Annotated in this window: 22 protein-coding genes; 12 read left to right on the top strand and 10 right to left on the bottom strand. The window is 52.0% G+C overall.

What is annotated here, in order from left to right; translation table 11 throughout:
• Nucleotides 1-30 precede the first annotated feature (30 nt).
• From LG201_RS06980 to LG201_RS06970, 3 genes are all read right to left on the bottom strand, one after another.
• The gene (locus LG201_RS06980; RefSeq protein ID WP_226771437.1) at nucleotides 31-1584 is read right to left on the bottom strand and encodes a formate dehydrogenase beta subunit; all 1554 of its coding nucleotides are present in this window, start codon (nucleotides 1582-1584) and stop codon (nucleotides 31-33) included.
• Nucleotides 1581-2048 (bottom strand): formate dehydrogenase subunit gamma, encoded by a 468-nt coding sequence (locus tag LG201_RS06975; protein ID WP_226771436.1) that lies wholly within the window; start codon nucleotides 2046-2048, stop codon nucleotides 1581-1583. Before LG201_RS06975 ends, LG201_RS06980 begins: the two co-directional genes overlap by 4 nt.
• A 261-nt stretch (nucleotides 2049-2309) precedes the next feature.
• Entirely contained in the window at nucleotides 2310-3719 is a 1410-nt protein-coding gene (locus LG201_RS06970) for an FAD-binding oxidoreductase (protein ID WP_226771435.1), read from the bottom strand.
• 211 nt (nucleotides 3720-3930) lie between these two features.
• Here LG201_RS06970 and serA point away from each other — a divergent pair, with 211 nt between their 5' ends.
• Nucleotides 3931-5163, top strand: a complete 1233-nt coding sequence (serA, locus tag LG201_RS06965; RefSeq protein WP_226771434.1) for a phosphoglycerate dehydrogenase — start codon at nucleotides 3931-3933, stop codon at nucleotides 5161-5163.
• Between the two features lie 259 nt (nucleotides 5164-5422).
• Here the strand turns inward: serA and LG201_RS06960 are convergent, their stop codons facing one another.
• On the bottom strand, nucleotides 5423-7072 hold the full coding sequence (locus LG201_RS06960; protein ID WP_226771433.1) for an electron transfer flavoprotein-ubiquinone oxidoreductase: 1650 nt from the start codon (nucleotides 7070-7072) through the stop codon (nucleotides 5423-5425).
• Nucleotides 7073-7082: 10 nt separating this feature from the next.
• Nucleotides 7083-8009, bottom strand: coding sequence for a LysR family transcriptional regulator (locus tag LG201_RS06955; RefSeq protein WP_226771432.1), 927 nt, complete (start codon nucleotides 8007-8009; stop codon nucleotides 7083-7085).
• Nucleotides 8010-8123: 114 nt separating this feature from the next.
• Here LG201_RS06955 and LG201_RS06950 point away from each other — a divergent pair, with 114 nt between their 5' ends.
• Genes LG201_RS06950 through LG201_RS06940 form a run of 3 tightly spaced genes read left to right on the top strand, consistent with a single transcriptional unit; the run spans nucleotide 8124 to nucleotide 10599 of the window.
• Nucleotides 8124-8870: an electron transfer flavoprotein subunit beta/FixA family protein gene (locus LG201_RS06950; protein WP_226771431.1), complete on the top strand. Its 747-nt coding sequence runs from the start codon at nucleotides 8124-8126 to the stop codon at nucleotides 8868-8870.
• Nucleotides 8870-9799, top strand: a complete 930-nt coding sequence (locus tag LG201_RS06945; protein ID WP_226771430.1) for an electron transfer flavoprotein subunit alpha/FixB family protein — start codon at nucleotides 8870-8872, stop codon at nucleotides 9797-9799. The genes LG201_RS06950 and LG201_RS06945 overlap by 1 nt, the downstream gene beginning before the upstream one ends.
• A 23-nt stretch (nucleotides 9800-9822) precedes the next feature.
• A complete protein-coding gene (locus tag LG201_RS06940) occupies nucleotides 9823-10599 on the top strand; it encodes a ferredoxin--NADP reductase (protein ID WP_226771429.1) in 777 nt (258 codons plus the stop codon).
• Nucleotides 10600-10799: 200 nt separating this feature from the next.
• Here the strand turns inward: LG201_RS06940 and LG201_RS06935 are convergent, their stop codons facing one another.
• Genes LG201_RS06935 through ftsY form a run of 4 tightly spaced genes read right to left on the bottom strand, consistent with a single transcriptional unit; the run spans nucleotide 10800 to nucleotide 14502 of the window.
• On the bottom strand, nucleotides 10800-11873 hold the full coding sequence (locus tag LG201_RS06935; RefSeq protein ID WP_226771428.1) for a hypothetical protein: 1074 nt from the start codon (nucleotides 11871-11873) through the stop codon (nucleotides 10800-10802).
• 42 nt (nucleotides 11874-11915) lie between these two features.
• Nucleotides 11916-12824, bottom strand: a complete 909-nt coding sequence (ftsX, locus tag LG201_RS06930) for a permease-like cell division protein FtsX (RefSeq protein ID WP_226771427.1) — start codon at nucleotides 12822-12824, stop codon at nucleotides 11916-11918.
• Nucleotides 12821-13477: a cell division ATP-binding protein FtsE gene (gene ftsE, locus LG201_RS06925; RefSeq protein WP_226771426.1), complete on the bottom strand. Its 657-nt coding sequence runs from the start codon at nucleotides 13475-13477 to the stop codon at nucleotides 12821-12823. The genes ftsX and ftsE overlap by 4 nt, the downstream gene beginning before the upstream one ends.
• Nucleotides 13478-13491: 14 nt before the next feature.
• Complete coding sequence (gene ftsY / locus LG201_RS06920) at nucleotides 13492-14502, bottom strand: signal recognition particle-docking protein FtsY (protein ID WP_226771425.1); 1011 nt, start codon at nucleotides 14500-14502, stop codon at nucleotides 13492-13494.
• 318 nt (nucleotides 14503-14820) lie between these two features.
• On the opposite strand from ftsY, the gene LG201_RS06915 reads away from it, so the two are divergent.
• The 6 genes from LG201_RS06915 to gloA all read left to right on the top strand — a co-directional run bounded on the left by LG201_RS06915 (nucleotide 14821) and on the right by gloA (nucleotide 19234).
• The gene (locus LG201_RS06915) at nucleotides 14821-16164 is read left to right on the top strand and encodes a M16 family metallopeptidase (RefSeq protein WP_404809725.1); all 1344 of its coding nucleotides are present in this window, start codon (nucleotides 14821-14823) and stop codon (nucleotides 16162-16164) included.
• A complete protein-coding gene (locus LG201_RS06910; RefSeq protein ID WP_226771424.1) occupies nucleotides 16154-17470 on the top strand; it encodes a M16 family metallopeptidase in 1317 nt (438 codons plus the stop codon). The genes LG201_RS06915 and LG201_RS06910 overlap by 11 nt, the downstream gene beginning before the upstream one ends.
• The gene (rsmD, locus tag LG201_RS06905) at nucleotides 17457-18014 is read left to right on the top strand and encodes a 16S rRNA (guanine(966)-N(2))-methyltransferase RsmD (protein WP_226771423.1); all 558 of its coding nucleotides are present in this window, start codon (nucleotides 17457-17459) and stop codon (nucleotides 18012-18014) included. Before LG201_RS06910 ends, rsmD begins: the two co-directional genes overlap by 14 nt.
• Nucleotides 18015-18079: 65 nt before the next feature.
• Nucleotides 18080-18562 (top strand): pantetheine-phosphate adenylyltransferase, encoded by a 483-nt coding sequence (gene coaD, locus LG201_RS06900; RefSeq protein WP_226771422.1) that lies wholly within the window; start codon nucleotides 18080-18082, stop codon nucleotides 18560-18562.
• Between the two features lie 14 nt (nucleotides 18563-18576).
• Nucleotides 18577-18828 (top strand): YfhL family 4Fe-4S dicluster ferredoxin, encoded by a 252-nt coding sequence (locus LG201_RS06895; protein WP_226771421.1) that lies wholly within the window; start codon nucleotides 18577-18579, stop codon nucleotides 18826-18828.
• A 10-nt stretch (nucleotides 18829-18838) separates the two neighbouring features.
• Nucleotides 18839-19234 (top strand): lactoylglutathione lyase, encoded by a 396-nt coding sequence (gene gloA / locus LG201_RS06890; RefSeq protein WP_226771420.1) that lies wholly within the window; start codon nucleotides 18839-18841, stop codon nucleotides 19232-19234.
• A 97-nt stretch (nucleotides 19235-19331) separates the two neighbouring features.
• On the opposite strand, the gene pdxR is transcribed toward gloA, so the two are convergent.
• The gene (pdxR, locus tag LG201_RS06885; RefSeq protein WP_226771419.1) at nucleotides 19332-20807 is read right to left on the bottom strand and encodes a MocR-like pyridoxine biosynthesis transcription factor PdxR; all 1476 of its coding nucleotides are present in this window, start codon (nucleotides 20805-20807) and stop codon (nucleotides 19332-19334) included.
• Between the two features lie 234 nt (nucleotides 20808-21041).
• On the opposite strand from pdxR, the gene LG201_RS06880 reads away from it, so the two are divergent.
• Both LG201_RS06880 and LG201_RS06875 read left to right on the top strand, forming a co-directional pair.
• Entirely contained in the window at nucleotides 21042-22079 is a 1038-nt protein-coding gene (locus tag LG201_RS06880; protein ID WP_226771418.1) for an AAA family ATPase, read from the top strand.
• A gap of 7 nt (nucleotides 22080-22086) precedes the next feature.
• On the top strand, nucleotides 22087-22947 hold the full coding sequence (locus LG201_RS06875; protein WP_226771417.1) for a DUF58 domain-containing protein: 861 nt from the start codon (nucleotides 22087-22089) through the stop codon (nucleotides 22945-22947).
• Nucleotide 22948: the final 1 nt, after the last annotated feature.

The following is a 22948-nucleotide window of genomic DNA, read 5'->3' as shown; positions in this document are numbered from 1 at the left end:
GGTGTCCTGCGGTTTTCAATCACTACTCATTCATGCTGCATGTTCCTTCTTTACCAAGCCAAAATCCTCCGGGAAATGATTGAGTGCACTCAATACCGGATACGGGGTCATGCCGCCTAGCGCACAGAGTGAGCCGTTCAGCATGGTATCGCTGAGGTCTTTTACCAATGCGATACTTTGTGCCTGTTCTGTTCCGGCAATGATCTTGTCCATGACCTCTACGCCACGTGTTGAACCAATGCGGCAGGGGGTGCATTTGCCACACGACTCAATTGCACAGAATTCAAAGGCATAACGTGCCATGTGCGCCATATCGACAGTGTCATCAAAGGCGACAATACCCCCATGACCAAGTACGGCCCATAGTTTGCCAAATTCTTCATAATCCAGTGGTGTGTCAAATTGTGATTCCGGCAGGTAAGCACCAAGAGGGCCACCTACCTGGACGGCCTTGATAGGGCGGCCAGAGGCTGATCCACCACCGTAGTCATACAACAATTCCCGCAGTGTCACGCCAAAGGCTTTTTCAACCAGGCCGCCATGCTTGATATTGCCCGCCAGTTGGATCGGCAAGGTACCGCGAGAACGACCCATGCCGTAATCACGGTAATACACACTGCCCTTGTCCATGATGATAGGCACTGTGGCAAGTGAGATCACATTGTTAATGACAGTGGGTTTGCCAAACAGGCCGGAAATGGCAGGCAATGGTGGCTTGAAGCGCACCAGGCCACGCTTGCCTTCCAGGCTTTCCAATAATGCGGTTTCTTCACCGCAGACATAGGCACCTGCAGCGCGGCGCACTTCCAGGTAAAAGTCGTGCTTACTGCCTAATATACCTCGTCCCAGATAGCCAGAGGCGTAGGCAGTCTTGATCGCCAGGTTGAGGGTTTCTATGGAGTGCGGATATTCCGAGCGGACATAGATATAGCCTTGCGTGGCTCCCACTGCGATGCCGGCAATCGTCATCCCTTCAATCAGTACAAAGGGGTCGCCCTCCATGATCATGCGATCAGAGTAAGTTCCCGAATCACCTTCATCAGCGTTGCAAACAATATATTTCTGCTCGGCTTTGGCTTCCAATACGGTTTTCCACTTGATACCGGTGGGGAATGCGGCACCACCACGGCCTCGCAGGCCTGAGTCTGTGACCTGCTGCACGATATCGCTGCCTGCCAGTGTCAACGCCTGATGCAGACCTTTGTAGCCATCATGGTCCAGATAATCCTGTAAGGAGACTGGATCTGTGATCCCGACGCGAGCAAAGGTCAGGCGTTCCTGATTCCTCAACCAGGAAAGCTCTTCGGTGAGGCCCAAGCGTAATGCATGATCCTCGCCTTCCAGAAAACCAGCAGTGAACAGAGAATCGATATCATCTTCCGTGACTTGCCCGTAGGCAACGCGCCCAGCATCCGTTACCACTTCCACTAAGGGTTCGAGCCAAAACATGCCGCGTGAACCATTGCGTACTATGTTGACCGGGATGTTGCGGGCGGCAGCCTCATGCATGATGGCAGTGGCCACCTGATTGGCTCCTAGGGACAGTGCACTGGAATCACGTGGGACATAGATGGTGGTGGTCATACCGCCTCCTTGGCATCTGCCAGCAGGCGGTCTACTTGTTTGCTGCTGACGCGACCATAGACTTGGTCGTCCAGCATAATGGCCGGGGAGCAGGCGCAGTTGCCAAGACAGTAGACCGGTTCCAGGGTAATCGCACCGTCACTGGTGGTTTGGTGAAAATCTATGCCTAGAGAGGATTTGACGTGCGTTTCAAGCGCTTCACTGCCCATGGCCTGGCATGACTCCGCACGACAGACTTGTAGCACATGCTTGCCCGGCGGATGGGTGCGGAAATGATGGTAAAACGTGACGACGCCATGTACTTCTGCAACGGAAAGGTTAAGAGCTTTGGCAATATTGCTGTAGCTCTCTTCCGGGATGTAGCCTAAATCGTCCTGAATCGCATGCAACAAAGGCAATAACGGGCTAGCCATATGTTGATGAGATTCGATGTGCGATTTAATGCGTGCCTGTTGGTCATGCATTACTCTCTCCTCGAATCCATACAAATACAGATTACGTTTTATTATTGTCTTATCTTACGGCCTATATACAGATTTGTACACACTCTAATCAAGGTTATTCAGCTGGAAAACCAGTGTGCTATTAATCACTTCAGTTTATATGTGCAAAGCTGGAAAGTTCAAAATAGCTATACTTGTTAGTGAGTATGACAAGTTTGGGGCAGGAAGGTTTTGGCGGGAATAGATGTCTTGCCAGAGTACCTAGCAAGACACATTGATGAATTATAAATCGAAGACTTTACCCGGATTCATGATGCCTTGGGGATCAAAGACTTTTTTCAACTCGCGCATATAGCCGATTTCTACTTCGTCGCGAGTGTAGCCCAGATAGTCCTTCTTGGTCATGCCTACACCGTGTTCAGCCGAGATGGAGCCATTGTATTTCTGCACGGATTCAAAGACGTGTTGGTTGACTACTTTGCACTTCTCAAAGAACTCATCCTTGCTGAGGATGGCTGGCTTGAGGATGTTGAGGTGCAAGTTGCCGTCACCGATATGGCCGAACCAGCACACTTCAAAGTCGGGATAGTTAGCCGAGACTACCGCATCGATATCGGCGATAAATGCAGGGACATGGGTGATCAGGACGGAAATGTCGTTCTTGTAAGGTGTGAAGGGGGCGATCGTTTCGGAAATGCCTTCACGTAGATGCCAGAGTGCCTGCGCCTGTGCTTGTGATTGGCTCATGACGCCGTCCAGGATCCAGCCTTGTTCCATGCAGTGTTCAAAGATGCTCATGGCATCATCCACCACCGCCTCGAAACGGCCTTCGAATTCCAGCAATACATACAGCGGGGACTCGGTGTCAAACGGACGTGCTGCGTGACCAGCTGCCATGATCTTCTGGAGGGCGATATCGTTAAAAAATTCGAACGCGGTCAGGTCGATACGCTGCTGGAAAGCATGCAGTATGGGCATCACCGCGGCAAAATCCGGCACACTCAGGACCAGCACCTTGAGATCCTGCGGCTGACGTGTCAACTTGATCTCGGCCTCTGTGACGATGCCCAGTGTGCCTTCAGAACCAATAAACAGCTGGTGCAGGGCATAGCCGGTCGCGTTCTTGATCATGCCTTTGTTCAGGTGCAGGATGTCACCCTTGCCAGTCACGACTGTCAATCCCAATATCCATTCGCGTGTCATGCCGTAGTGGATGACCTTGATGCCACCTGCGTTGGTGCCGATGTTGCCGCCAATCTGGCTGGAACCGGCAGCAGCAAAATCCACTGGATAATACAAATCCTGTTGTTCTGCATACTGTTGCAGCTGCTCAGTGACCACACCAGCTTGTACCCTGACCAGCCGATCTGCAGGCAGGAAGTCCAGCACCTTATTCATGCGGTCCAGGCTGATGACAATTTCACCATTGGAGGCGACTGCACCAGCCGAGAGCCCAGTACGTCCACCACTTGGCGTGACGGGGATCTGGTGTGCATTGGCGAGTTTGATGATGGCTTGGACTTCCTCGGTACTGGCCGGAAAGACAATCACTGAGGGTTTTGGCTCGTAATGCTTGGTCCAATCAGCACCCCACGTGATCAGGCTGTCGTGGTCGGTCTTGACTCGTTGTTCTCCAACGATGGTTTGCAGTTGTTCCAATACAGCAGCGGGTAGGATGGTCGGGGCATTCATCAAGTAAGGCCTGTTAAAAAGCGAGTTGGCGGAAGAATAAGCTATTTCATCATTTTAACAGTTTTTATTGATATTGATTCCTGATTCACTATTTGTCATGCCCGGGGCCAAATGAAGAGCAATCTGCCCCGTATCCCTGATTTCATAGGGGTTTAATAAGTTTGGCGCTGTGCTACGATAGCTGATTTTTGGCCTTTTCCTCGGAGCAGTAATGACCCAACAACTTTCTTTGCAAAAAGATAAGATTCGTTTCCTGTTGCTGGAGGGCGTGCACCAAAATGCCGTCGATGTACTCCATGCCGCCGGATATCACAATATTGATTATCGCAAGACCGCACTGGATGAAGATGTGCTGATTGAAGCAATCAAGGATGTACATTTTATCGGTATCCGTTCCCGTACGCAGATTACGGCCAAGGTGCTGGATGCAGCCAACAAGCTCACCGCGATTGGCTGCTTCTGCATTGGCACCAACCAGGTTGATTTAGATGGTGCTCTGGAGCGAGGAATTCCTGTATTCAATGCTCCTTATTCCAACACACGCTCAGTGGCTGAGTTGGTACTGGCACAAACCATACTGCTGCTGCGTGGCATTCCAGAGAAAAATGCATTGGTACACCGCGGTGGCTGGACCAAGTCAGCCGAGGGATCTTATGAGGCACGCGGCAAGACGCTGGGCATTGTGGGTTACGGGTCTATTGGTTCCCAGCTCTCGGTTCTGGCAGAAAGCCTGGGCATGAAGGTGATTTATTTTGACGTGATCGCCAAGTTGCCATTGGGTAACGCACGCCAGGTAGCCAACATGGATGAACTCTTGGCTGAGGCGGATGTAGTGTCCTTGCATGTACCTGAGTTGCCTTCCACCAAAAACATGATGCGCGCCGAAGACTTTGCCAAAATGAAGAAGGGCGGCATCTTCATCAATGCAGCGCGTGGCACCTGCGTGGATATTGATGCCTTGGCTGCTGCAATTGCTTCCAAGCATCTTGGGGGCGCCGCGATTGATGTGTTCCCGGTTGAGCCCAAGGGTAACGACGAAGAGTTTGTGTCGGCATTGCGTCCTTACGAGAATGTGATCCTCACCCCGCATATTGGCGGGTCGACCCAGGAAGCACAGGCCAATATCGGGATTGAAGTAGGCGAGAAGTTTGTGCGCTACTCCGATGCTGGTTCTACCATCACGGCAGTTAACTTTCCTGAGGTCGCCATCCCGCAACAAACCGGCACACATCGCCTGTTGCATATCCACCGCAACGTGCCTGGCGTGTTGTCTGCGGTCAACAGCCTGTTTGCACGAAACAACATTAATATCTCGGCGCAGAGCATGATGACCAAGGGTGATATCGGCTATATGATCATGGATGTGGAGGCTTCTGCTTCTGATGCCGCGATTGAAGCATTGCAGACGGTAGAGGGTACTTTACGTACACGCGTGCTTTACTAAAATATGGTTGCATATCGCTGTTGAGTTAATTCTGCAATGACGATAAAAAGGGCACATTCAATGTGCCCTTTTTATTTTGAGGAGAGGGAGGCCGCTATCCTGCCGGTAGTGAATGATGAGGGGAGATCAAGATGATCCAGGCACTGGCTTTTATGCCCTGGGTTGGTGTGTTGGCCCCGTCAGGCTGTGCCGGAGCGATGGGGAGAGTAGGACCAAAACCAAACCTGCTTCATCATGCCTTTATTGGGAGTCCTTTAAATTACATGCCCACGTAATTCGGGCCACCACCGCCTTCAGGCGTGCGCCAGTTGATGTTCTGCAGCGGATCCTTGATATCGCAGGTTTTGCAGTGTATGCAATTGGACGCATTGATTTGCAGGTGAGGATTGCCTTCCTGCTGCACAATTTCGTATACCCCGGCAGGGCAGTAGCGCTGCTCAGGGGCATCGTATTGCGGCAGGTTTATATCAATCGGGATGCTGGTGTTCTTTAATACCAGGTGGCAGGGTTGATCTTCTTCGTGAAAGACGTTGGTCAGGTAGACTGAGGAGAGCTTGTCAAAGCTCACCACGCCATCTGGTTTTGGATAATCAATCTTGGGAGCTTCGCTGACTTTCTTCAAGGTTTCGTGATCGGCCTTGCCGTGCTTGAGTGTCCAAGGCAGGCTGATGCCAAAGGATTCCAGCCACATTTCGACGCCGCCATAGAGGCTGCCAATGATATTGCCAAACCTGGAAATAGCCGGTTTGATATTGCGTACGGCGTGCAGGTCTTTCCATATCCAGGAATCACGTACTTTTTGCGGGTAGGCATCCAGCGTTGCACCCAGTTTGTCTGCCGCGAGTGCTTCCACTACTGCTTCAGCCGCAAGCATGCCTGACTTCATGGCATTGTGAGTGCCTTTGATACGAGGCACATTCACAAACCCGGCAGAGCAGCCGATGACCAATCCGCCCGGGAACACCAGGGTAGGCAAGGATTGCAGACCACCTTCGGTAATCGCGCGTGCGCCATAGCTCAGGCGCTTGCCGTTTTCCAGTAATGGGCGGATGGCCGGGTGTGTTTTGTAGCGCTGAAACTCGTCAAATGGGCTCAGGTGCGGATTGCTATAGTTGAGATGAACTACAAAGCCAATCGCCACTGTGTTTTCTTTTACATGGTAGATAAATGCGCCGCCGCCAGTGCTGTTATCCAGTGGCCAGCCCTGGGAGTGCATCACCAGGCCGGGTTTGGATTGGTCAGGCGCGATTTGCCAGATTTCCTTGAATCCTATGCCGTATTTTTGAGGTTCGGCATTGCTGCGCAGATTGAATTTCTCTGTCAGGTCTTTGGTCAGTGAGCCACGTGCGCCTTCGGCAAACAGGGTATAGTGCGCGCGCAACTCCATACCCAGTGCAAATCCCGATTTTTCATTGCCCGCTTTGTCGCGGCCCATGTCGCCGGTGATGACACCTTGCACCACACCCGCTTCGTCGTAGATGACCTCGGCCGCACTGAAGCCAGGGTAAATTTCCACGCCCAGCGCTTCCGCTTGCTCTCCCAGCCAGCGGCATACATCACCCAGGCTGACGATGTAATTGCCATGGTTGCTCATGAGTGGTGGCAGCAGCTTGTGAGGGATCTTCCAACTAGCTTGCTTGCCCAGCATCAGGAATTGGTCGTCAGTGACCTCGGTATGCAGGGGAGCGCCTTTTTCCTTCCAGTCGGGGATCAGTTCATTGAGTGCAATCGGATCTATGACGGCGCCAGACAGGATGTGGGCACCTACTTCAGCACCTTTTTCCAGGATGCACACACCGATTTCGCGACCGGCCTCCTGTGCCAGTTGCTTGATGCGGATCGCTGCTGCCAGGCCAGAGGGGCCAGCGCCTACGATCAGTACGTCATAATTCATTACATCGCGTTGCATGCTAAAACTTTCATGGAATATACGGTATGTTGATTTCGTCGCTGCGCCGCGCATCGCGTGTCAGCAGTCGACAATGATTAAGGAATTCACGTACTGCCGTCGTCTGGTACTTCTTTTTATGCCAGACAAACATGAACTGGCGTTTTAAGTCCAGTTCAGGGGTATTAATGGCGACCAAATTGCCACGCGCAATGTCATCTTTCAACGCCAGCCGGGAAACACAGCCGAGTCCCAGCCCTGACTCCACTGCGCGTTTGATGGCCTCAGTGTGTTCCAGTACCAGTTTGACATTAAGCCGAGTGTGGTGATGGCGCAGGGCATGGTCAAAGGTTTCTCGGGTGCCGGAGCCATGCTCACGCAAGACCCAGCTCTCTTGCAGCAACTCATCCAGGGAAACCTCTTTGCGCAAAGCCAGTGGGTGCTGTGGCGGGCAAAAGACAGTCAGCTCATCTTCTATCCACGGCTCTACTTCCAAATTAGGGTGATGGCAATCGCCCTCTATCAATCCGAGGTCGAGATCATACATGGCAACCTGGTTCATGACCGAGTTAGTATTCTGTACATACAGCTGCACCTGGCAGTCAGTATGCTGTTTCATGAACGACCCTATCAGCAACGTAGCCAGGTAATTACCGATAGTCAGGGTGGCGCCTACTTTTAACAAGCCAAAGGCGGATTTTCCCTGTAAAATAGTCTCGATTTCAACGGCCCGGTCAAGCAGGGCGGCTGCCATAGGTAGCAGGCTCCTTCCGAGCTCGTTGAGTTTCAGCACTTTACCCATGCGGTCAAACAGTTTGCAATCAAACTGTCGTTCCAGTTCGGCAAGTGCAGTGCTCGCCGCAGATTGCGATAATGCCAACGATTCGGCCGCGCGCGACACATTCTCCATACGAGCAATGGCAACAAACACTTCGAGTTGTCGTAAGGTATGTCTCATCTGAGAATGATTCTCATATCGATGTGGTAGATATGTGATATAGTAATTATTGATTTAACAGATATTTTACCGCCGATTAAAATACGCGGCAAATTATGGAGTGGGATCGTAAATATGAAAGTTTTAGTGGCTGTAAAACATGTGGTTGATTACAACATCAAGCCGCGTGTCAAACCTGATGGTTCCGATGTCGATATTGCTGGCGTCAAAATGGGGATTAACCCGTTTGACGAAATCGCCGTGGAAGAAGCTATCCGCCTCAAGGAGCGTGGTGTAGCGACTGAAGTGATTGCTGTGACCATAGGCAAGGCCAACAGCCAGGACACCTTGCGTCATGCACTGGCCATGGGTGTGGATAAAGCGGTGCTGATTCAGACTGATGTGGAAGTGCAGCCGTTGGCAGTGGCCAAGTTATTAAAGTCAGTTATAGAGCGCGAGCAGCCGCAACTGATTATTCTGGGCAAGCAGGCGATTGACGATGATCTTGGACAGACAGGCCAGATGCTGGCTGCATTGATCAATGCAGGGCAGGGTACATTTGCCTCCATTATTGAAGTGAAGGCAGGTGAGATTGAAGTCACCCGTGAAATTGACGGTGGTACCGATGTGGTGGCGCTCAAGTTGCCAGCCGTGGTCACCACTGACTTGCGCCTTAATGAGCCACGCTTCATCAAGCTGCCTAATCTGATGATGGCAAAGAAAAAGCCGATTGAAACGATTAATGCTGCCGATCTTGGCCTGGATATCAATCCACGTCTTAAGCAATTGAAAGCGGCTGATCCCGAGCCACGTAAGCCTGGTATCAAGGTGGCCAATGTGGCGGAACTTGTCGAAAAACTACGTCTAGCGGAAGTCCTGTAATGAGTATTCTGATTCTGGCCGAACACGACGGCAAACATATCAAGCAATCCACCCGTCAAGCCGTGACTGCGGCGAGTGCGTGGCAACTTCCTGTGCATCTGCTGGTGGTGGGTGCGCAAAGTGGTGTCATTGCCCAGCAAGCTGCGGAAGTCACCGGTGTTACCAAGGTGCTGCACGCGGATGCTGCGCAGTTTGAGCATCCACTGGCGGAAGATGTTTCTGCATTGCTCACCCAGTTGGGGCGGGATTACACCGTCATCCTCTCTGCCCATACGGCCTTCAGCAAGAGTGTGCTGCCGCGTGTGGCTGCCGTGCTGGATGTTGCCATGGTGTCTGATGTCATCAGTATTACTGCCCCAGCCACTTATGTGCGCCCTATTTATGCAGGCAATGTATTGTCCACCGTGGAAAGCAGCGATGCGATCCAGGTAGTGACCATTCGTGCTACTTCGTTTGCCGTGCCTGCTAATGGCAATAGCGCGGAGGTGGTTACAGTAGCTGCACCTGCTGCTAGTGGCCTAAGCCGCTGGATCAAGGAAGACAAGAACGTTTCTGACCGTCCCGAGCTTTCATCTGCCCGTGTTGTCGTGTCTGGTGGCCGTAGCCTGGGTGAACGTTTCGATGAACTGCTTGAACCCCTGGCGCACAAATTTGGTGGAGCACTGGGTGCTACCCGTGCCTGCGTTGATGCAGGCTTTGCCCCGAACGATATCCAGGTAGGTCAGACTGGTACCATCGTGGCACCTGAGCTATATTTCGCGATTGGTATTTCCGGTGCCATGCAGCACTTGGCCGGGATGAAGGACAGCAAGATCATTGTGGCGATCAATCACGATGCTGATGCGCCTATTTTCCAACATGCAGATTACGGCCTGGTAGCCAACTTGTTTGATGTGGTGCCCGAGCTCACAGCCGCACTGAATAACTAATCAACTGATAGAGAAAAGTATCCATGAGTGCATTTAACACCGAAAAAGTGCTGACCGTCAGACACTGGAATGACAGCCTGTTCAGCTTCACCACGACCCGCAACGAAGCACTGCGCTTTGAAAACGGCCAGTTTGTCATGATAGGCCTGCCGGTGGATGGCAAGCCATTGATGCGCGCTTACAGTATCGCCAGTGCCAATTATGCTGAGAACCTCGAGTTCTTCAGTATCAAGGTGCCCAATGGTCCTTTGACCTCCCGTCTGCAGCACTTGAAGGTGGGTGATGACTTGCTGGTGAGCCGCAAGCCCACCGGCACACTGCTGCTGTCTGACCTCAAGCCAGGCAAGAATCTTTATCTTTTGTCTACAGGGACAGGTTTGGCGCCATTCATCAGCCTGATTCAGGATCCTGAAACCTATGAGCGTTTCGAAAAGGTGATTCTGGTGCACGGTGTACGTCGCGTGAACGATCTGGCGTATGAAGAGTTCATTACCAAGGAGTTGCCAGAGAATGAATTCTTTGGTGAGCAGGTGAAGAACCAGCTGATTTATTACCCCACCGTGACACGTGAAGAGTTCCGTTATCAAGGCCGTCTGACGGACCTGATGGAAAACGGCAAGATCTATGAGGATATTGGCTTGCCTCCACTCAATCCGGAAACTGATCGTGCCATGTTGTGCGGCAGCCCGCAAATGCTGATTGATACATGCAAGATTCTTGATGCAGCTGGCCTCAAGGTGTCAGAGCGTATTGGTGATGTCGGTGATTACGTGATTGAGCGTGCATTTGCCGAGAAGTAATCTCGCGTATCGTTGAGAGTAAGCTTGAAAAGCTGGCATAGTGATATGCCAGCTTTTTTATTGGGGGTTGTGCAGAGTGAATGCTGGGTCTTTGCACATGCAGGGCTAGTTGAGGGTTTGTATAATCGCTTGCCGTGCCCGTGCTTTGCTTGCAATATTTGCAGATTGATCCAGGATAAGCACCTTAATAATCTGTTACATCAGGGCACCGGATACCGTGGAGGCCCTGGTGGTGGGCGACGGCGTTGTAGTTCTTGGTAGCGCATGTCACCATCACCGAAGAATTCCTTGATCAGGAAGTCTTCCAATCCAGCACTGTCTTCCATACGGGCTGAAAGCACGACCACCCGGCCTAACTGGTGGGACTCCCAATTGAAGTCACCTGAGTAGTGGCGGCGTATGAGTTCTATCATCTTGCGCACGGTGGCGCGTTGTATGTCTTCACCTGCCTTGGCTTCTATCTGGAACACTTCGCGTTTGGCGGTGCTGAAATCGTTGACCCAGCCGCGGAACTCAAAGGTGGCAGTATAGGAGCTCATGCTCATGATACGGAATACGCCACTGGCACCGGATGACAAGTTCTTCTTGATGACTTCGTTACGGCGCTCATCATCAGATAGTGTTTTGCTGCCAGACTCACGCTGAGCCCGCTCGTTTTCCATCATGGCTGCATAGTTATTGTCTGTGGATTTGCGGAATTCACGCATGGCATTCATATAGGATGACATGTCGGCAAACTGGGAAGGATCAGGCTCCTGCGGGCGTGGCGGGGCAGGTGGCTGCAGCGTTGGTTTTGGGGCCGATTTTTCTACCGGTTGCGGCAAGGGTTTATCCTTGCCTGTGATCACCGGTGGTGTTGGCTTGGTTTGCTTGCGTGGCTGCTTGGTAGCCTTACTTGGTTTGCTGGCTGAAGGCGGTGGGGGTGGCGGCGAAGAGGATGGCGGGGGTGCCATCTCCTGTTGTGGTTTTTCCTTGGAGGGCTGCGCCAAATTCACCATCAACTGCTTTTCGCCTTCCTCTTTGCCGGAGTCGTCTCCTTGATCCAGCGTGGGCATGATAAAGCCAAAGAACAGGATCAAATGCAGGATCAGCGAAACGATCAATGCATAGAAGGTATTGCGGCGGATGCGGAACTCGATGTACTGGTCGCCCTTTTGCGACTCCTGCCAGGCTAATGGCTGCGTTGACTGGTTGGATGAATCCTCAGGGCGCGCCTTGCCCTTGGTGCCACGAATGGCGGCGATGATCTGGTGTAACAGGCGCGGTGCAGCCACGGTTATAAGTCCGGAGTCAATTTCTTTTGTAAGCGGGTTGGGTTAATGTGGATTGAGGCGTGCCAGCGAGCGATTGACGGCAATATATGAACCCAGCCAACCCAGTGCAACGGCACAAGCGGTAATCCCCAGGCTGATTTGCCAGTCCGGTAAAGCTAAGATGAAGCTGCTGCCATAAAGTTCGGCCAAATCGGCCACAGACAGGTTAAAGATTGTAATGATGCCGTTGACAAAGAGTAGTGCAGCCAGGCTGCCGCCTAGCCCGTACAGTGTTCCTGCATAGAGGAAAGGGCGGCGAATGAAGCCATCTGTCGCACCAATTAGTTTGCTGACCTCGATTTCTTCCCGTTGAGTCAGGATTTGCAGGCGTATGGTGTTGCCTATGATGGTGACCAAGGCGAAACCGAGCAAGCCAGATAATACCCATACGGCTTTTTTGCCCAGTTCCAGGATGGAGTAAAGGCGCTTGGCCCAATCAGCATCTGCTAACACATGCTCAACACCTTCCAGCGTTTGCAGTTCATGCTGCAGCTGATCTATCGCGCTGGGAGCATGCGCCTTGGGTTGAATGAAAAAGGCATCAGGTAATGGGTTGTGCTTGAGATTGGCGGCAATATTGTCAGTGAGCGCACTGTCCTGCATCGCTTTCCAGGCGCTGTCTTTGCTCACAAACTTCAGGTTGCTGATGCCACTATGTTTTTCCAGTAGGGATTTGATGTTGGCGACAGTGGCCTTATCGGCATCCAGTTTCATGAAGACGCTGATTTGTGGCTCGTTCTTGACTTCACCAGCAAGCTGATTCACGTTATCTATAATGACGTACAGGATGGCAGGCAGGCACAATGCAATGCCTATCACCGCCCAGATCAAGAGGGTAGCCAGCTTGTTGCGGCAAATACGGGCAAGTACCAGGCGCCAGACCAGGGTGTGCTGATTGATCCAATGCTTCATGATACCGTGAGCTTTCCGTGATCCAGATGCAACATTTTCCCCGGGATAGAGTTGATGCCATGGGCATCATGGGTAGCAATAATGACAGTCACGCCTACCTGGCGAAACGCATGAAATAGCGCCATGATGTCAGCCGCATAGGTTTCGTCGAGATTGCCAGTAGGTTCGTCCGCAATCAGGATAGATGGTCGGCTGACCACTGCGCGGGCAATCGCCAAACGTTGTTGTTCCCCGCCTGACAGGGTGATGGGCATGGCTTTTTCCTTGCCGAGCAAGCCTACTTTATCAAGGGCAGCCCGTATGCGCTTGGCAGCTTCCTGACCGGTCACCCCGTTGATGTAAAGGGGTAATGCGACGTTCTCAAAGCAATTACGGTCATATAGCAGCTTGTGATCCTGGAATACCAGGCCAAACTTGCGGCGCATATAGGGCACGATACGTGGACGCAGTTTGCTGACATTCTGGTTGCCGATAAGTACGGTGCCCGAGCTAGGGCGCTCAATTGCCGCCATCAGCTTGAGTAGTGTGCTCTTGCCAGCGCCGGAGTGACCAGTCACAAACGCCAGTTCACCCTGGGCAATTTCAAATGAAACGCCACGCAGTGCCTCATCGCTGCCGGGATACCGTTTGCTGACCTGGTCAAAACGTATCATGCGTTCATACTCTCTTATTCAAACAAAGCATCAACAAACTCACTGGCCTTGAACTGGCGCAAGTCTTCTATGGATTCACCTACACCGATATAGCGGATGGGAATAGGGCGTGATTGGGCGATGGCCGCAATGACGCCACCTTTGGCCGTCCCATCCAGTTTGCTCAGCACCAGGCCGGTGACCTTAAGTGCATCGTCAAACGCCTTCACTTGGGTCACGGCGTTTTGCCCGGTGTTGGCATCTAATACCAGCAGTACCTCATGCGGGGCACCTGGCAGGGATTTGTTGATCACGCGCTGTACTTTACGGATTTCTTCCATCAGGTTGAGCTGGGTGGGTAAGCGACCAGCTGTATCAGCCAGCACAATGTCTATGCCACGCGCCCTGGCCGAATTGACGGCATCGAAGATTACCGCAGCTGGATCGCCACTTTCCTGGGCCACCACGTGTACCTTGTTGCGTTCGCCCCAGGCCTGCAATTGCTCACGTGCAGCGGCACGAAAGGTGTCGCCTGCAGCAATCAGCACCGACTTGCCCTGTGCCTGAAACATGTTCGCCAGCTTGCCTATGGTCGTGGTTTTACCTGCGCCATTGACGCCAGCCAGCATGATGACAAATGGTTGGCCTGTGGTGGTATCAAGAGGTTTTTCCAGTGGTGCCAGCAGTTCCAGCAGCGATTGCTTGAGTGCTTCACGTAACTGGGTAGTGTCGTTCAGGTTCTGCCGTTTGACGCGGGTGCGGATCTGTTCCAGCAATGCCTGGGTGGCAGCGATGCCCACGTCGGAAGTCAGAAGAATGGTTTCAAGCTCTTCATAAACATCTTCATCAATCTTGCCACCGCCAAACAGGCTGGCCAACTGGTTGCCAAGCTGGCTGCGCGTTTTGGCCAGGCCACGCTTGAGTCGCTCGGCCCAACTCAAGCTGGGTTTTTCCTGAGTGAGGGGCTGTGGCTGAACGGGGACTATTTTCTCGGGTTCAGGCGCAGGAGCCGGTGGAGTTTTATCTTTTTTGAAAAAATCGAACATGGGGCGTGTGTTTACCAATAAGTGGATATTTTAAAGCAAAACAAAGCGCTTGCAGTGGCTGAAACTGGATATCTGACGATATCTTCACGTATTTTTACCATGAGACGGGATAGACGCTATATATCTCATCAATATATATGAGCGATGTATAAGAACTAACTTTACAACGGCTCTGTCAGAGCATGGTTGCATCGAGTTGATATATGACATGCGCATGCCATCTGGCAACAGTATTGTGGCACAGGCATTTTTGAGTACTACCGCTATAATGCATGAATAATGCGGCTAAAGGAGAATCACAAGGTGTTTATTCGAGGAATGTGGCTGACCCTGGCATTGATGCCTATGGTGGCCCAGGCAGCAGATACGCATGAGTTCAAACTGGACAATGGCATGCGGGTGATTGTGCAGGAAGATCACCGGGCGCCGGTCGTGGTATCGCAGGTGTGGTACCGGGCTGGTAGCGTGGACGAAGTCAATGGTAAAACCGGGGTTGCTCATGTGCTGGAACACATGATGTTCAAGGGCACCAAGACCGTCCCTCCTGGGCAGTTCTCCAGGCTGATTGCCGCGGCAGGTGGACGTGAGAATGCATTTACCGGGCCGGACTACACTGCGTACTACCAGCAACTGGAAAAATCCCAGTTACCACTATCCATCAAGCTGGAGGCTGATCGCATGGCCAACCTTGAGCTGACCAAGGATGAGTTTTCCAAGGAAATCCGCGTAGTGATGGAGGAGCGTCGCTGGCGTACTGATGATAAGCCACAGGGTATGCTCAATGAGCAGTTCAATGCCGTTGCATATCAGGCACACCCTTATAGTCGCCCCATCGTTGGCTGGATGAACGACCTCGAGAACATGACAGTGGAGGATGCCCGTGAGTGGTACCACAACTGGTATGCCCCTAATAACGCCATCCTGGTGGTGGCAGGGGATGTGAAGGCGCAGGATGTCTTGAAACTGGCAAAACAGCATTTCGGCGTGATCAAGCCGCACGCCCTGCCTGTGCGCAAGTCGCAGGTTGAGCCACAACAGATAGGCGAGCGCCGCACTGTGGTCAAAGTGCCCGCAGAGTTGCCTTATGTCCTGATGGGCTTCCATGTACCTGTGTTGCAAGATCCGGACAAGGATTGGGAGCCGTATGCATTGGAAATTCTGGCAGGGGTGCTGGATGGCAATGCCTCAGCGCGCTTGAACCAGAAACTGGTGCGAGAGCAGCAATTGGCGGTGGATGTCGGTGCCGGTTATGACATGGTGCAACGAGGCAAGATAGGCTTGTTTGAGCTGGAAGGCACGCCCAGTGAAGGCAAGACTGTAGCAGAGCTGGAAGCTGCATTGCTTGAGCAGGTGGAAGAGATCAAGCAAAAAGGAGTTACCAACGAAGAGCTGCAACGGGTGAAGGCGCAAGTGATCGCCGCGGACGTCTATCAGCGCGATTCAGTGTTTTACCAGGCAATGAAGATAGGCCGTCTGGAAACTACAGGTTTCTCCTGGCGCACGCTCAAGGACTATCCAGCCAAGTTGCAGGCCGTGACGCCGCAGCAAGTGCAGGAAGTCGCCAGGAAATATCTGATCCGGGATACCTTGACTGTGGCTACCCTGGATCCACAACCCATGGACCCCAATGCAAAACCAAAAGGCAAGCCTTATGATCGTTAATTCAACACTCAAGAAACTGCTGCTGCTGGCAGCGGGTGTCATGCTGAGCGCGCAGGCATATGCCGCGCTTAACATACAGAAATGGCAAACCAGCAAGGGTACAGAAGTCTATTTTGTGGAAAACCACGACCTGCCGATTATAGATATCAGTACCAATTTCGCTGCTGGCAGTGCACGGGATACTGCCAAGCCAGGCTTGTCCGGGATTACCCGCTATATGCTGACGCTAGGCGCGGCTGGTATGACCGACGAGCAGATTTCCAACTCGTTTGCTGATGTGGGGGCGGTGTTAGGTGGTGAACTGGATGCAGATCGTGCTGGTCTCAAATTGCGTACCTTGAGCAGCGCCCGCGAACAAGCGGCAGCGCTGGACACTTATATCAAGATACTGCATCAGCCAGACTTTCCTGAAGCTACCTTGAAGCGGGAAAAAGCCCGGATCATTGCGGGCCTGAAGGAGGCGGCTACCCAGCCTGCCAGTATTTCCAACAAGGCTTTCCTCAAGGCCTTGTATGGGACGCATCCTTATGCCGTGGATGACGAGGGCGAACCTGAAGCTGTGAATGCGATTACACGGACTGATCTGCAACAGTTTTACCAGCAATATTACGGTGCCAAGAATGCAGTGATTGCCTTGATGGGGGATATGACCCCGGAACAGGCCAAGCAGATTGCCGAGCGGATTTCTGCCGGTTTGCCAGACTCACCGGCCGCGGCTGCCTTGCCGACGGTAAGCTATCCTAGTGCTGCGGTGGAAAAGCGCATTCCCCATCCTGCCAGTCAATCCCATATCCTGCTTGGCTATCCTGGCGTAAAACGTGGTGACGATGATTACTTTGCCTTATACGTTGGCAATTACATCCTGGGCGGCGGTGGCTTTGTGTCACGCCTGACTGAGGAAGTGCGAGAAAAGCGTGGCTTGGTTTACAGCGTATACAGCTATTTTATCCCGATGCAGGAGTTGGGCCAGTTCCAGGTTGGCTTGCAGACCAAGCGTGATCAGGCTGAGGATGCGCTCAAGCTGGTACGTGAAACCCTGGCTACCTTTATCAGCAAGGGCGTGACGGAGGCTGAACTCAAGGCTGCCAAGCAAAATATCATTGGTGGTTTTCCCATGCGGATAGACAGCAACAGTAAAATTCTGGATTACCTGGCAGTGATTGGTTTTTATCATTTGCCGCTGACGTATCTGGATGAGTTCAACGGCAAGGTAGAGCAGGTGACAGCTGCACAGATCAAGGATGCGTTTAGTCGTCGTATAGACCCGAATAAAATGGTGACGGTGGTGGTGGGTGGCAGCAAGTAATCGTGTACGGATAGGCGGCGGCGAGTGGCGCAGCCGCTTATTGGATTTTCCTGATGTGCCTGGTTTGCGGCCTACGCCGGACCGGGTTCGGCAAACCCTGTTCAATTGGCTGGGCCAGGATTTGCACGGGCTGAATTGCCTGGACTTGTTCTCTGGCACCGGTGTGATGGGGTTTGAGGCCTTGTCTCGAGGTGCTGCTCAGGCAGTGATGGTGGAAAAGTCCTTGCCAGCAGTGAAGTCCCTGCAGGCTAACAAGACCTTGCTCCAAGCCGACAAGGCCCGCATCTTGCAGCAGGATGCCTTGCAGTTTCTGGCGCAAAACCGGGAGCTGTTCAACATCATCTTTGTTGATCCGCCTTACCAGCAAGGCTGGTTACCCAAGTTGCTACCAGCGCTTGCGACCCATCTTGCCAATCAAGGCTATGTCTATGTAGAAGCCGAATATGTCCTTGAGTCCGATGGAGTGTGGCAGGTGCATAAACACGGCAAAGCAGGCAATGTTTTCTATCACCTGTTAAAATTGGCAGACGAATCAGCGAATTGAACAGGTTGCATGGCGGCGTTTGATTGTGCTTTGGCAATCAGGCCGGCATGAGGTGAGGATAGAGATTGAGCGAGTTGAAAGTAGTTTACCCCGGTACCTTTGACCCGATTACGCGTGGACATGAGGATATTGTGCGCCGTGCGGCCGGTCTGTTTTCAGAAGTTATTGTGGCCGTAGCACAAAGCCCCGGCAAAAAGCCCATGTTTGGCCTCGATGAGCGCGTGGAAATGGCCTCTGCTGTCTTGGCTGATTGCAGCAATGTACAGGTGCTCGGGTTTTCTGGCCTCTTGATGCAGTTTGTGCGGGACCAAGGGGCGCGCACGGTGGTGCGTGGCTTACGTGCGGTCTCCGACTTTGAGTATGAGTTTCAGCTGGCGGGCATGAATCGCCAGCTATTTCCTGAAACGGAAACCATCTTTCTGACGCCTGCAGAGCAATATATGTTTGTCTCTGCCAGCCTGGTACGTGAAATTGCACAACTGTCAGGTGATGTCAGCCAGTTTGTCTCACCTCTGGTGCAGCAGCGTATCGCACAGAAGATGGCGTAGGGCAGGAAGTATATATGGCCCTGATGATCACTGACGAATGCATCAATTGTGATGTCTGTGAGCCGGAATGCCCGAATGGCGCGATATATCAGGGCGAAGAAATTTACGAAATAGATCCCAACCTCTGCACAGAGTGTGTGGGTCACTTCAGCAATCCGCAGTGCCAGGATGTGTGTCCAGTCAGTTGTATACCCTTTAACCCGGATGTGCGTGAAACTCAGGAGCAACTGATGGACAAGTACATCCGTATCACCCAAGTTGCCTAGGAGAAAAGCCATGCGCATATTGCATACCATGTTAAGAGTCGGGGATATGGAACGCTCGATTGCCTTTTATACCGAGGTGCTGGGCATGCAGCTGTTACGTCGGCATGAGTATCCGGACGGGAAATTCACCCTGGCCTTTATCGGATATGGCAGTGAGCAGGACACTGCGGTGATTGAGCTCACTTATAACTGGGGAACCGAGACTTACGATAAGGGTAATGCTTACGGCCATATCGCGATTGAAGTAGATGACGCCTATGCTGCCTGTGAGCAAGTGAAAAAAGCGGGTGGTAAAGTAGTACGTGAAGCCGGTCCCATGATGCATGGCACCACCGTCATCGCTTTTGTGGAAGATCCAGATGGATATAAGGTGGAGTTTATCCAGAAGGGTACCTGGGGCGTTTAACCTGCCAGGTTTCCCCTTGGTCTTGGATCGTGGTGAACTCATCCGGGGCAAGCAGCGCGTTTTCTATTCATCCCAGACCAGCGCTCGGTCTGGGCTTCTAGATGTTGGCCCTGACAGCGTCTAAAGCCTTTTTCAGCCGCATGATCCCTTCAGTAATTTCTTCCAGGTTTAAATGACCAAAGCCTAGCCTGAAGGCGGCCAAGTTCAGCTTCTCCGTTGAAAAGTTGGCCGCGGGCAATAAGCCGACTTTTTCTATGATGGCGCGCTTGAGCAAAGACTGCATTTTCTCGCCGTCTTTCAGTAATATCCAGAAGGCCAGCCCTCCTACGGGCATTTTGAAATCTACATGCTCAGCCAGGTGTTCATTGATCAACCCTTCCAGCGTGCGCCGCCTTTCAGAATAAATCTTGAATGTCTTGCGGATATGGTGCCTGAGTTCGCCGGTGTTGATCAGTTCCGACACCGTTTGCTCGGTAACGGAGTTACCCTGCCTGTCGATGAGCAGGATTTCCTGACTGTAGCGTTCTATCAAAGCACTGGATGCGACCAGGTAGCCCACTCTCAAAGCTGGGGCCAACACTTTGGACAGTGAGCCTACATAGAGTACGCGATGCTGTTTGTCATTGCTGGCGAGGGGAAGGATGGGGTGATTGGTGAAGTGAAACTCATGGTCGTAGTCATCTTCTATGATGTAAAAATCATACTTGTCTGCCAGCATCAGGAGCTTGAGTCTACGCTCAGCTGTCATGGTCACGGTAGTCGGGAACTGGTGGTGAGGTGTGACATAGACTGCACGGATGGTGGTTTTTCGGCATATCTCTTCCAGTTCATCCACCCTCAAGCCAAACTCATCCAAACCCACCGTCAGGATATTGGCACCGCAGGATTGAAGTGCATCGCGCGCTGGGGGGTAGGTCAAGCTTTCTACCACCACATTGTCTTCTGGCTTGACCAACACCCGCGCCGCCAAAAATATGCCCATTTGGCTACCCCTGACGATGCAAATATTATCCGTCGTCACATACAGTCCCCGTTCCATGTTCAGCATCTCTGAAATGGAGCTTCTTAATGCGTAGATTCCTTTGGGGTCGCCATAGGCCAGGCAATTGTTTTTGCTGGAGTGGAGCAAGCTATGGCGAAAGGCACGCGCAATCACATTGCTGGGAATTAATCGTGTATCTGGCATGCCATCACCGAAGTAAAGGACATCTGCTTGTTGGGTGATAAACCTGGCGATATTCGTGCTGGCAGATTCAGCCACCGTCTTCATGGTGGGTGGGAATGAGGGGGTGCCTGATGATGACGGTAGATTGGGCGACACAAAGGTTTGGCTTCTCATCGTGGCTGACAGCCAGCCCTGCGCAATCAGTTCCTCATACGCCATGATGACGGTTTTGCGGTTGACCGAAAGGTTAAGGGCCAATTGGCGGGTACTGGGCATGGGCGAGGAAGGGGCCAGTCTGCCTGCTTGAATTTCCTCAATGATCTTCTGCACGATCTGCATGAAGACTGGCAGTTTGGAACCAGAGGCCAGTTCAAACTTGAAATCCCATAGCCGGACACGTTTCACCATAGTTTTCCTCTATATCGTAGGTGTGATTTTTCCCAGAAGACTATTTCTAGAAATGTTAATGGCCATGCACATGAAAAATTCATTCTGGACCATGCATTATAAATTTTCTGGCACTTCTGTATACCAGTAACAAATTATTACAATTGGTAACACTTAAATTAATAATTTAAAAATCATATTAAAAACATATGGTTATTTTAACTGTATGGATATACACCCGAATTGAGGAGAAATATGAACACGGTTTCCAATGACATAGAGCTTGCTGACTGGCGTACCAAGGCGTTGAAGCTGGAAAGTGAAATTGAAAAAGTCATCGTCGGGCAGACCAGGGCTATCCGCCTGATGACCACCGCTATTTTTGCCCGTGGACATGTGCTGCTTGAAGGTGGTGTAGGGGTGGGTAAAACCACATTGCTGCAGTCGATTGCACGAGGTATCGGTGGAGCCTATGAGCGGATAGAGGGCACGGTGGACCTGATGCCCAACGATATTGTGTATCACACTTACCTCAATTCCGAGGGCCGCCCACAAATTGATGAAGGCCCCTTATTGCGGGCTGGGGAAAACCTGTCGGTGTTCTTCTTTAATGAAATCAATCGGGCAAGGCCGCAGGTACATGCCCTGATGTTGCGGGTGATGGCTGAAAAACACGTGCATGCCTTCAAAAAGGATTATCGTTTGCCGCATATGGTGGTATTTGCTGATCGCAACCAGGTGGAGAAAAACGAAACATTCGAGATTCCATCCGCTGCGCGGGATAGATTTATGATGGAAATTCCGATCGTGATCCCCGCCAGTCGCGAGCACAGGAAGTCACTGATTTTTGACACCCGCTTCCAGCATGCAGAGGCGCTTACCCAGCAGGTGGAAGACCATATCCTGCAGTTTGATCAGCTGAACCAATTCTCCAATACGATCCAACACCACATCCAATCCAGTCCTGTGATGGAGGAATATGCGCTGGATCTATGGGAATCCACGCAAGATCCAGCCAAGTTTGGTGTCCGTCTGGAAGGCGTGGAAATCAGCCGCTTGGTGCAAAGCGGGGCGAGTCCTCGCGGCATGGGCATGCTGATGAAGGCGGCGCGGGTGAATGCCTGGCTGAATGGACGGGACAGCTTGTTGCCAGAGGATATCCATGCGGTATTTCACGAAATCATTGCCCACAGGCTGGTATTCAACCCCATGTACGACTCCAAGCGGACTGCCCTGGCGCGTGAACTGACTGCACAGATCATTAACACGGTTGTGGTTCCAGGCAGGCACTGACCACGACATGATTGCGATACCAGAAAAATCGTTCACCTACAGTATTCCCTGGAAGTCGGACAACACCCATCTTGGCGATCACCCAGGTGCACAACGAGGCCTGGGGTTTGAGTACCGCGGGAATGTGTCGCTGATTGATTACCCGGATGCCAGGCGCATGGATTTGAGTCGTAGCCTGCGTGACCCATTTGAGCAGATTCAGGTCCGCTTGTTCAACCAGGAAAGCCCAACGCCGGTGTATATCCTGTGTGATATGTCCAGTTCCATGCAGTTCAGGGGACAGGTCAGGAAACTGGATCAGGCGCTCGGGATTGCCGCTTCCATTGGCAGTGCGGTGGCACATGCAGGCGATGTCTTCAGTTTGATTGCCTATCACGAGGAGGTGCTGGAAGACAGCTTGTTGCCGTTGAGTAACCGGGTTAATGAGTTGCTGGCCCAGTTATGCCGGATTGGTGAATATCATGGACTAGGCCTGAATGGCGATGGCATTTTGCAGGTGCCTCAATATCTGGGCCAGAAAAAAAGCCTGGTGTTCTGGCTCTCTGATTTTCATATGCCGATGGCACACATTGAGCTGACGCTCACTGCAATGTCGGCTCATCAGGTGATTCCAGTCGTGATCTGGGATGATTATGAGATCAGAAAGCTGCCCAGGCTTGGGTTCAGCAACATGATAGATCCAGAGTCCGGCCTGAGTCGAACGATGTTTTTTACCTCCGCCTTGAGGCAGAAAGTTGAAGATGTCTATGCAGAGCGGCGGCAGACGCTACAACAGCTGTTTCTCAAGTTTGATAGTCCCGCACTCTATATCAACGACGACTACCACCCTGACCTGATGACTAATTACTTTGAGCAATACCTGACATGAT

The sequence above is a fragment of the Methylobacillus gramineus genome (genome assembly GCF_020532675.1).
Taxonomy (GTDB): domain Bacteria; phylum Pseudomonadota; class Gammaproteobacteria; order Burkholderiales; family Methylophilaceae; genus Methylobacillus; species Methylobacillus gramineus.
This window is presented reverse-complemented; position numbering and strand designations above follow the sequence as displayed.